This is a genomic window from Arenibacter catalasegens, from assembly GCF_002909235.1.
GTDB lineage: Bacteria > Bacteroidota > Bacteroidia > Flavobacteriales > Flavobacteriaceae > Arenibacter > Arenibacter catalasegens.
Map to the genome: position 1 here is coordinate 83832 of NZ_PHQQ01000027.1, position 9140 is coordinate 92971.

The 9140-nt window shown below is 36.5% G+C and carries 7 protein-coding genes; all 7 read left to right on the forward strand.

What is annotated here, in order from left to right:
* Positions 1-195 precede the first annotated feature (195 nt).
* The 7 genes from CWD90_RS18700 (at position 196) to CWD90_RS18730 (ending at position 8387) form a co-directional block, all read left to right on the forward strand.
* Positions 196-1638 (forward strand): glycoside hydrolase family protein, encoded by a 1443-nt coding sequence (locus tag CWD90_RS18700; protein ID WP_103477594.1) that lies wholly within the window; start codon positions 196-198, stop codon positions 1636-1638.
* An 85-nt stretch (positions 1639-1723) separates the two neighbouring features.
* Positions 1724-3391 (forward strand): glycoside hydrolase family 32 protein, encoded by a 1668-nt coding sequence (locus CWD90_RS18705; RefSeq protein WP_103477595.1) that lies wholly within the window; start codon positions 1724-1726, stop codon positions 3389-3391.
* 73 nt (positions 3392-3464) lie between these two features.
* Positions 3465-3950, forward strand: coding sequence for a hypothetical protein (locus CWD90_RS18710; protein WP_103477596.1), 486 nt, complete (start codon positions 3465-3467; stop codon positions 3948-3950).
* Between the two features lie 17 nt (positions 3951-3967).
* Positions 3968-4411 carry a hypothetical protein gene (locus tag CWD90_RS18715; RefSeq protein ID WP_103477597.1) on the forward strand — a complete coding sequence of 148 codons (444 nt, stop codon included), beginning with the start codon at positions 3968-3970 and terminating at the stop codon, positions 4409-4411.
* Positions 4401-5291, forward strand: a complete 891-nt coding sequence (locus CWD90_RS18720) for a dihydrodipicolinate synthase family protein (RefSeq protein WP_103477598.1) — start codon at positions 4401-4403, stop codon at positions 5289-5291. Before CWD90_RS18715 ends, CWD90_RS18720 begins: the two co-directional genes overlap by 11 nt.
* A 6-nt stretch (positions 5292-5297) precedes the next feature.
* Positions 5298-6173: a hypothetical protein gene (locus CWD90_RS18725; protein WP_103477599.1), complete on the forward strand. Its 876-nt coding sequence runs from the start codon at positions 5298-5300 to the stop codon at positions 6171-6173.
* Positions 6174-7136: 963 nt separating this feature from the next.
* Complete coding sequence (locus CWD90_RS18730) at positions 7137-8387, forward strand: tyrosine-type recombinase/integrase (RefSeq protein ID WP_103477600.1); 1251 nt, start codon at positions 7137-7139, stop codon at positions 8385-8387.
* The last annotated feature ends 753 nt before the right edge of the window (positions 8388-9140 follow it).

Here is a 9140-nt window from a genome sequence, read left to right on the forward strand (position 1 = left end):
TATTGTAAACATATTTATATGTTTGCAATAATCCAAGGATTTTGTTAAAATAATGATGATGTATTCTAAGTTGCTACTTGATTATTGACAAATTAACTTTTAATACTATTGGTCGCTAAGTAGTTTTTAAGGAAAAAGCATTCAAAAAATGTTTTCCCCAATTGAAATATAATTTTGTATAAATCAAACCACATAATGAAGCCCAAACTAATTACCATAGCTCTTAGTTTAACATTAACTTTTTCCATTTTTGGCCAGAACCCAATAGAATTGGGTGACAGGAGAGAAATTTTTGTTGATGAATATTTAATTGAAAATCTTGATGGCCTGGAAATTGTAAAGCACACACCAATAGATGAAGGTCCAGTATTGAACTTTGATAAACCCTGGGAAGGGCATTTTAGCGGATATGTTACCATTATAAAAGACGAGGATATATTCAGGGCCTATTACAGAGGTATTAGGGAGTCCGGACAAGATGGTAATAACTCCGAGGTTACTTGTTATGCCGAATCAAAAGATGGAATTAACTGGGTAAAACCCAATTTAAAACTTTTTGTAATAGACGGGACTTTAGACAATAATGTAATTATGGCTAATGCTGCACCACTTTCACATAATTTTAGCCCTTTCCTTGATGCAAATCCGGATGCAAATCCAAATCAGAAATACAAAGCACTGGCGGGTGTTCGCGAAAGCGGGCTAATCGCCTTTACCTCCCCAGATGGAATTCATTGGGAAAAACTTCAGGAAAAGCCCGTTTTTACTGAGGGTATTTTTGATTCACAAAACGTATCGTTTTGGTCTGAATCGGAAAAGAAATATGTATGTTATTTCAGAACTTGGACAGGTGAAGGTTATACAGGGTTTAGAGGTGTTAGTCGCACAACCTCAAAAGATTTTGTACACTGGACAGAACCTAAGCAAATGACCTATGGAGAGGCTCCTCTTGAACATTTATATACCCAGCAAACTAGCCCATATTACCGTGCGCCACATATTTATGTAGCCATAGGAGGAAGGTTTATGCCGGGCAGACAAGTGCTGACCGACAAACAGGCCGAAGAATTCAATGTTAATCCGAAATACTTCAAAGATTGCTCGGATGCATTTTTTATGACATCAAGAGGTGGAAGTGAATATACCAGAACATTCATGGAGTCGTTTATCCGTCCCGGTATAGGCCTTGATAACTGGGTTTCACGGTCCAACTATCCTGCTCTCAATGTGGTGCAAACCAGTTCTGAAGAGATGTCTTTATATGTAAATCAGGACTATGCCCAACCTACTGCAAATTTAAATCGTTATTCATTGCGAATCGATGGATTTACCTCTATATCGGCCGCTTATATTGGCGGAGAATTAACAACCAAACCCTTTACCTTCACTGGCAATGAACTTGAAATTAACTATTCTACTTCCGCTGCCGGGGAAATTAGGTTTGAGATACAGGATGAAGATGGAACACCCATTCCGGGTTATACCATGGAAGACGGGCAGGAGATAATAGGAAATGAGATATCACGTATCGTGCAATGGAACGGAAACAAAGATTTAGATAAGTTGGTTTCCAAAACTGTCCGGTTACGTATTTATATGAAAGATGCAGATTTGTATTCGATAAAATTTAGAGAGTAATTATTTACAAGGCCACACTGCATTATCCAATAAAATTGCTGAAGCAGGAATCAAAAACTATGGCTAAATACAATTCGATGAATAAATGAAAAAAGTAGTTTTTAGCTTATTAGTATTAATCCACTTAGCGCTTTCAACCCATGCACAAATTTTAGATGAGAATGCTTCTTTTTTATCCTTAGAAACAGATTCTATAGTTAGTATAGAATATCAGTTGAAAACATTAAAATCAAATCCTGAAATTTTACGGTATCGTAAACTTCGAGAAGCAAAAGCCGAGGACCCCTATCGCCCACTATATCATTTTTCCACTCCAGAAGGTCTGTTGAACGATCCAAATGGTTTTACTTTTTGGAATGGGAATTATCATCTATTTTATCAACTTCGGGGAATTGATAGTGATGCTATGGAATGGGCCCATGCATATAGCAAAGATCTAATTCATTGGAAGGACCTGCCAATGGCGCTAAAAAAAGATAGTGGGCAAATTTACAGCGGACAAACTTTAGCTGAAGATAATCGGGTCATTGCCATGTACCATAATACGGATGGAGGAAACTATGTAGCCATTGGAAAAGACCCACTTCTGCTCAACATGAAAAAATACGCTAAAAACCCCGTGATTGCGGAAGGAAGGGTCTCTGGAGAAGGCTTTCAACCCCCATTCGATCCAAATATCTGGAAACAAGCGGATGGTTACTATTATTCCATCAGTGGCACTTGCAAAAATGGCAAGCGGACTAAAGAGGGTTTTCCAGTAACCGATCTGTTCCGATCAAAAGACTTGCTCCAATGGGAATATATTAGCCTATTAATTGAAGATGAAGACTGGGTCCGAATGGGTCTGGGATCCGGAGATGATGCCGCAGTTCCGAATTTTCATCCTATTCAGACTAGAAATGAAAAAGGGGAAATTATGGCTAATGCACCGCAACATTGGATGTTTAACTTTTTCAGTCATGGACATGGAGGTCGTGCCTTAATTGGAGCCTACGATCACAAAAAAACACGATTTCATCCGAAAAAATTTTACCGCATGAATTATGGGCCTGTTTATAAAGGCACCTTACATGCACCTTCAGTATTTGTAGATTCACTTGGGCGAATGCTGGCAATCTACAACATACGGGAAAACCTCACCACGGCAAAGGAAGTAATTACCTCACCTTCACCCCAAGGTTGGTATGGTGTAATGTCCTTGGTCAGGCAGTACTGGCTATCGGAAGACGAAGACCTTAGAATAGAACCTGCAGGAGAGTTCGAATCGCTACGTTATGATCATAAAACGATAACGAAGATAAATCTGAATACGAACCAAGAAACTGTACTTGAGAATTTCTCTGGAAATTCACTGGAAATAAAGGCGGTCATAAACCCGCTAAATGCTGAAAAGATTGGGATTGAAGTATTGCGTTCGCCAGATGGAGAGGAAACTACTAGAATTTTTTATGACCCAAAGGAAAAGACACTTACATTGGACGTGTCAAAAGGTTCGCAACAGAAAAAAGTACCCGAACGAGGCCCCGAAGTAGGACCACTTGAATTAAAAAATAATGAATTATTAGAACTCCGAATATTCATAGACCGTAGTATTATAGAAGTATTTGCCAATAAACGCCAATGTCTTACCGCAAGAGTGTATCCTTCAGGAAAGAATAGCAATACCATTTCTGTCTTTGCCAATGGTGGTCAAGCGATTTTTGAATCTTTGGAACTCTGGAAGATGAAAAGTATCTGGCCAGAATTGGAATAAACAATGTAGCGATTTGTAAAAACAATTTTAACCTCGAGTACTAATTTTAAACGACAATTTTTTATAAAGGATTATGGATCAAAAAGAACAGCGTAGAAAAGTAATGACGCGAAAAGCCTCTGATAATAAATATCTGCACAAAGATTTTCATGTGTCAATGAATATTTTATTAAAATATATCTATAAAAACTTTGGTAAAGAGGAATTGATAAATTATTTAACTCAATATGCTGAAGCGTATTACAAACCAGTTCGTCAGGAACTAAAACTTGGCAACATAGATGCCCTCCGTAACTATTTTACTGATATATATAAAAAAGAAGAGTGGCCAGTAAAAATTAATTGTGATGAACATATTCTGGAAATTGAGCAGGATGCCTGCCCTGGCATATCTCAGATAAGGGCAAAAGGAGACGAACCCTGCCCATATTACATCGAAACCTATAATACCCTATACAAATCGCTATGTAAGGATACGACATTTGAATATCAACTTGAATATTTTGATGAAGTAACAGGAGCCTGCAAACAAGTGTTCAGAAAGAAGATAACGTTTTAACTAAATAAAAGAAAGAAATGATTTCATGTACAGAGTTTATACCAGCTTATAGCGAAGGTTTTAAATTTATTGAACGACTTGGAGGACGAAGTGAATTGGAGAAATTTTGGAGCGAGCTATCTGATATTTATTTAAAGGATACGCTTCAAAAATTAATTACCGAAAAAGGATTGGCCGGTTGTTTTGATTACTGGTCTCATTCGCTCAATGAAGAAGCTGCGGATTTTACAATGATCCTCGATGAGGATAAAGACGAATTTACAATAGATTTACATAAATGTCCCTCTATGGGAATGCTTCTTGAATTAAAGCACATGACCCCTTATCATTCGTATTGCGACCATTGCCCCGCATTATACAAGCCAATTGCTGAAGCATCAGGATATGTTTATACCTCAGAAATTAATTGCGATAATGCTAGTTGCAAAATAACTATTAAAGGACCAAAAAATGACATATAAAAAAATTGAAGATGGTTTTTATCCGGCACTGGGAACACCAACAAATTCTGAGGGTAAACTCATCCTTAGTAGTTTTAGAAAACAGATTGAACTTATGATTGATGCTGGTGCAAAAGGTGTGTTATGTATGGGATCCATGGGGAAAATGGCTAGTATTAGTGATAGGGAGTATTCAGGCGTGGCCAAACAATGCGTTGAAAATGTTTCCCAAAAAGTACCCGTAATGGTTGGCGTGATGGATTGTTCTGTTTCAAGGGTATTGGATCGAGTTGAAGCCCTAGGCGATATTAAAATTGATGGTGTAGTAGCTACGGTTCCCTATTATTATAAATTAAGTTCAAATGAAATAATAAATTTCTTTAAGCAGTTGTCGAAAAAATCAAAGTACCCCGTCTATATCTATGACTTACCTTCGGTTACACAAGCCCCTGTTACCTTTGAAATAATGGAGGCCCTTGCAGATATACCGAATATAAAAGGAATAAAAACGGGCAACATCACTCTAATTCGTGAAATACAACGCAGTAATTATAGAAATGATGCTTTCTCTGTGTTATATAGTGGATTAGACCTGTTTGATATAGCATTGAATTCCGGAATAAGAAAAAACCTAGACGGCATGTTTACTTGCACTCCATTTAATTCAAAAAAATTATACGAAAATTTAGAACAGAATAGTTTAAAAACTAATTCAATTTATTTGAGTAACATTCTCAATTTGCGAAATATATTTTTAAAAGAATCTGTATTTTCAGCTTATTCATACGCCATGGAATTGTTGGGTTGCCCGGGAGATTATCACCCTGATTACAGCCTACCTATATCCGAGAAACTGAAAAAAGAAATTTATAATTTTATGAAAACTATAAAAGAAATATAAAATACAATGATTGTTAAATCTAAAATCTTTTATACCGTACTGATTATTGCTTTTTGGCAATCATTTGGTTATTCCCAATCGGAGAAAGTTGATTATTCTGGTTTTTTAAAAAATGTTGTGGAATCTGATGAAAAATTTTGGGTGCGTGTTCACGCAGCTGAAGCATTGATCTCAAATAATTTTGAAGTAAATGTAAAACAGCTTTTCAAAAATGAGTTGAATGGGGATGGAGTGGAAAAAATAGGAGCTTTGAGGCTAATGGCTCGAACTTTCATGAATAATGGTATTGAAATTGATTCAATTGCAATGAAGATACGTTATCAGTTAGAGATTGCTAAAAATGAGCATACCAAATCAGTTGCCATTGAAACATTAGGCAAGCTTGGCTTTTACCTTCCTGATGAACGAATTTCTGCATTGGCTCGAAACGGTGAAGGGGTTTTAAAGGGAATGGCCCAATGGGTGTTGGCCAACTCGGGAAAAGTTCAGGATATTAATAAATTGTCGGACTTGCTTATAACAACCGATTCGTTAAAATTTCTATCTGCTGCCTATTCTTTGCGGTTTATAGAAAATGTTTCTCCTGAGACTTATAGTAAAATGAAAGAGAAATATAATTCTCTTGATAAGGATTATTATTATCGTGTTTATTTGGTAAGTGCATTATATGTCCATGCACCTATTGAAGAATTAAGTATATTAAAAAATGAATTATATGCTTATTTAAATGGTGAGACTTACGAACGGTATGAAGTTTATCAAGCTTTAGCTGTCAGAGGAAGTGAGGAGGATATTGCAAAAATACAAGTAGGCTTCAGTGAAGAAAAAGATACTGATGTCAAGGTTTCGGCTTCAGATGCCTATCTAGCTAATAGACATTAGTTTCAAAGTCACATTGTTTTGATTGACATGGATATCATTATCAGGGAAGTAGGTCTGTTAGCCCTTTCTTTGCAGGAATTTTATTATACGCTATTTTTTTTGCACTATTTCCTATTTAGATCTTCTGGGAAAGGACGGAGTGTCAAATATGAGCCAGTGTTTGCTTTGGTGGCAATTATGGGAGCACCGATTATTTAAGTCAATAAAACTTAACTCATAATGAATATAAATAACACCCCAGGACATATAATAATATGTACCTCTCATAGTTCTTAAATCCTCGCCAAAGGCGATTATGACCTTAATAAAAGTGAGCCTTATTGAACTTTTTTTCACAACTAAAAAGGCCTCCAATCTCTTGGAATCCCTGTTTTAATTGGTTAATTCACTAGGATTACGTGTGGTTTTCCTTGCTTACCAATGTTGCAAATTCAAAACGTCGCAGCTACCACTGGGAGCTTCTTTGTTTTCTTCAAAGCTCGAACAAGTTTGGGCTTTCATAATAGGCTAGGATTACCTGCGGTGATCCTCTTCCATCAATGTTGCAAATTCAAAACCGCGCAGCTAGCACTGCGAGCTTCTTTATTTTCTTCAAAGCCCGAACAAGTTTGGGCTTTCATAATAGGCTAGGATTACCTGCGGTGATCCTCTTCCATCAATGTTGCAAATTCAAAACCGCGCAGCTAGCACTGCTAGTTTTTTTATTTACTACAAAGCTCAAACAAGTTTGGCTTTTTCGCAAATAAAAAAACCACGCCATTAGGCGTGGTTTTGAAAGTGTGGTGATGGCACTAGGAACACTATTGTACGATATCACTACATCTTGAAACCATTGAAAATATTACGTTAAGTCAATAAAAACAAAGGGTATGAGAATAATTAACCTCTTGTAATGTTTGTATATTTTTGTATGTATTTCGTTTTATTTGCCTCCAATCGTACAATTATCGTACATTTACACCTATGGCAACAATCAATTTTCTATACCGTTCAAAGAAACCTGAATCCTATTTAACAACCCGGTTACTATTTACCCATGATAATGTCAACTATGTTTTTGCGGCCACTTCCAAAGTCAAAGTAAAGGCGGAATATTGGAAAGAAACGCACGGAGGCAAACCGCCAAAGGATGTAAAGAAGCTTAACGAATATATTAGGGTCAATAAGGAACTGAGCGAAATAACGGAGCGTGTCCTAAATGCTTTCGAGGCCGAGGATCCTCGAAATATTAATAAAGAATGGTTAGCGGCGGCCATGTACCCCAAAAAGGAAAACGGATCCGATGAGATACCAAATGACTTTCTAGGCTACATGGATTTTTATCTAAGTTATAAAAAAAATGAACTGAGTATAACGGGCGCACGCCGTGTCCGGGTATCAAAACACAAAATGGAAAGGTTACAAGCTCATCTAAGAAAAACCATCCTCATAAAGGATATAAACGAGGATTTTAAAAAGAAGTTCCAAGAGTATAGTAACCAAGAGAAATACAGCCAAAACACTCAACAACGGGAATTAGTCTTAATAAAAACGATCTGTTACCATGCCCGGTTTATGGGGTTAGAGGTTCATCATCAATTGGATAGCCTTAGATTAAAAAGACAATCGGTAAACCATGTTTATTTGACCTTTGAGGAGATCGAGATAATACGAGATTTGGAACTAACTAACGAACATTTGCAAAATGCGAGGGATTGGCTAGTAATATCATGTTACACCGGGCAAAGGGTTTCGGATTTTATGCGGTTCGATAAGGATATGATTCGGATCGATGAGGGTAAACACCTTTTAGAGTTCAAACAAAAGAAAACAGGTAAGCTAATGACTATCCCAATTTCTAAAGAAGTTAGAAAGGTACTGGCTAAACGTAACGGGGATTTTCCTAGAGCTATCTCGGATCAGAAATACAACGATTATATTAAGGACGTTGCAGAGGCCGCCGAGCTTTTCGAGTTGGCCGAGGGAAAAAAACGTATAGATATAACCCCAAAGGAGAAAAAATCAACGTGGAGGGATGTAACGGGGAAATATCCTAAATGGCAGTTAGTGAGTTCTCATATAGGTAGGCGTTCCTTTGCTACCAACCATTACGGGAAAGTGCCTACCTCCTACCTCATCAATATTACCGGGCATGGTTCCGAGAAAATGTTTTTAAGCTACATACAAAAGAGTAATAAGGATATGGCTATAGATGCTTATGATTACTTTAATTAATTGCATATTTACTGCATAGCTAAAAACCTTTGTATAGCCCGTGAAATATAGGATTTTACTTTTACTATGCAAATGCTGCAATTATTTTAGACCTTTAAATTAGATTACGTTATTTTTACTATTCTTATATATTCTACTTAGAAAGTGGGTTCAAGAAAAGATTAATAGTAGAGAGTATAGTAACTAGAAAAAAACTAGAGTATTATTTTAAGTTCTATTTTTTTTGCAGCATCTGCATAGTTTTTTTGACTTCTTAGTTATAATGGGAGATACGGGAGTTTTTAGGAGTGCAATTCTCTGCTAATCTTTTTACATCTGACACTAATTCCCTAGGGCGGCTCTACGAGTTACAACTATAACAAAACCTATAAAATATTCCTTATTTAGAATTATTCTACATAGTGAGTTATAATCCTACTAATTTAGTAGACTACTAGAACCCATATAATACGCCTCCGTTCGTGTACCTACCCCCCTCCTAAAATTCGTTTCTTATTTAGAATAATTCTTAATAGTAGTTCATCGAATAGTTATAACAAGTAACAAACGAACGTTTAACACTTGTTATGCAAATTTGTATATTAGCCGAATGGAAAAATATATAGCGTATTACCGGGTAAGTACTAACGTGGATGAGCCGGTCAAAGTGAACCACGTGTGCCGGATGAAAGTGAGCATAGCAAACTAGTTGCTCAAAATCGATTCCTTTGTGGTTAAATTTACTGTTTATTTTTTAATTTTTTACGCATTGAT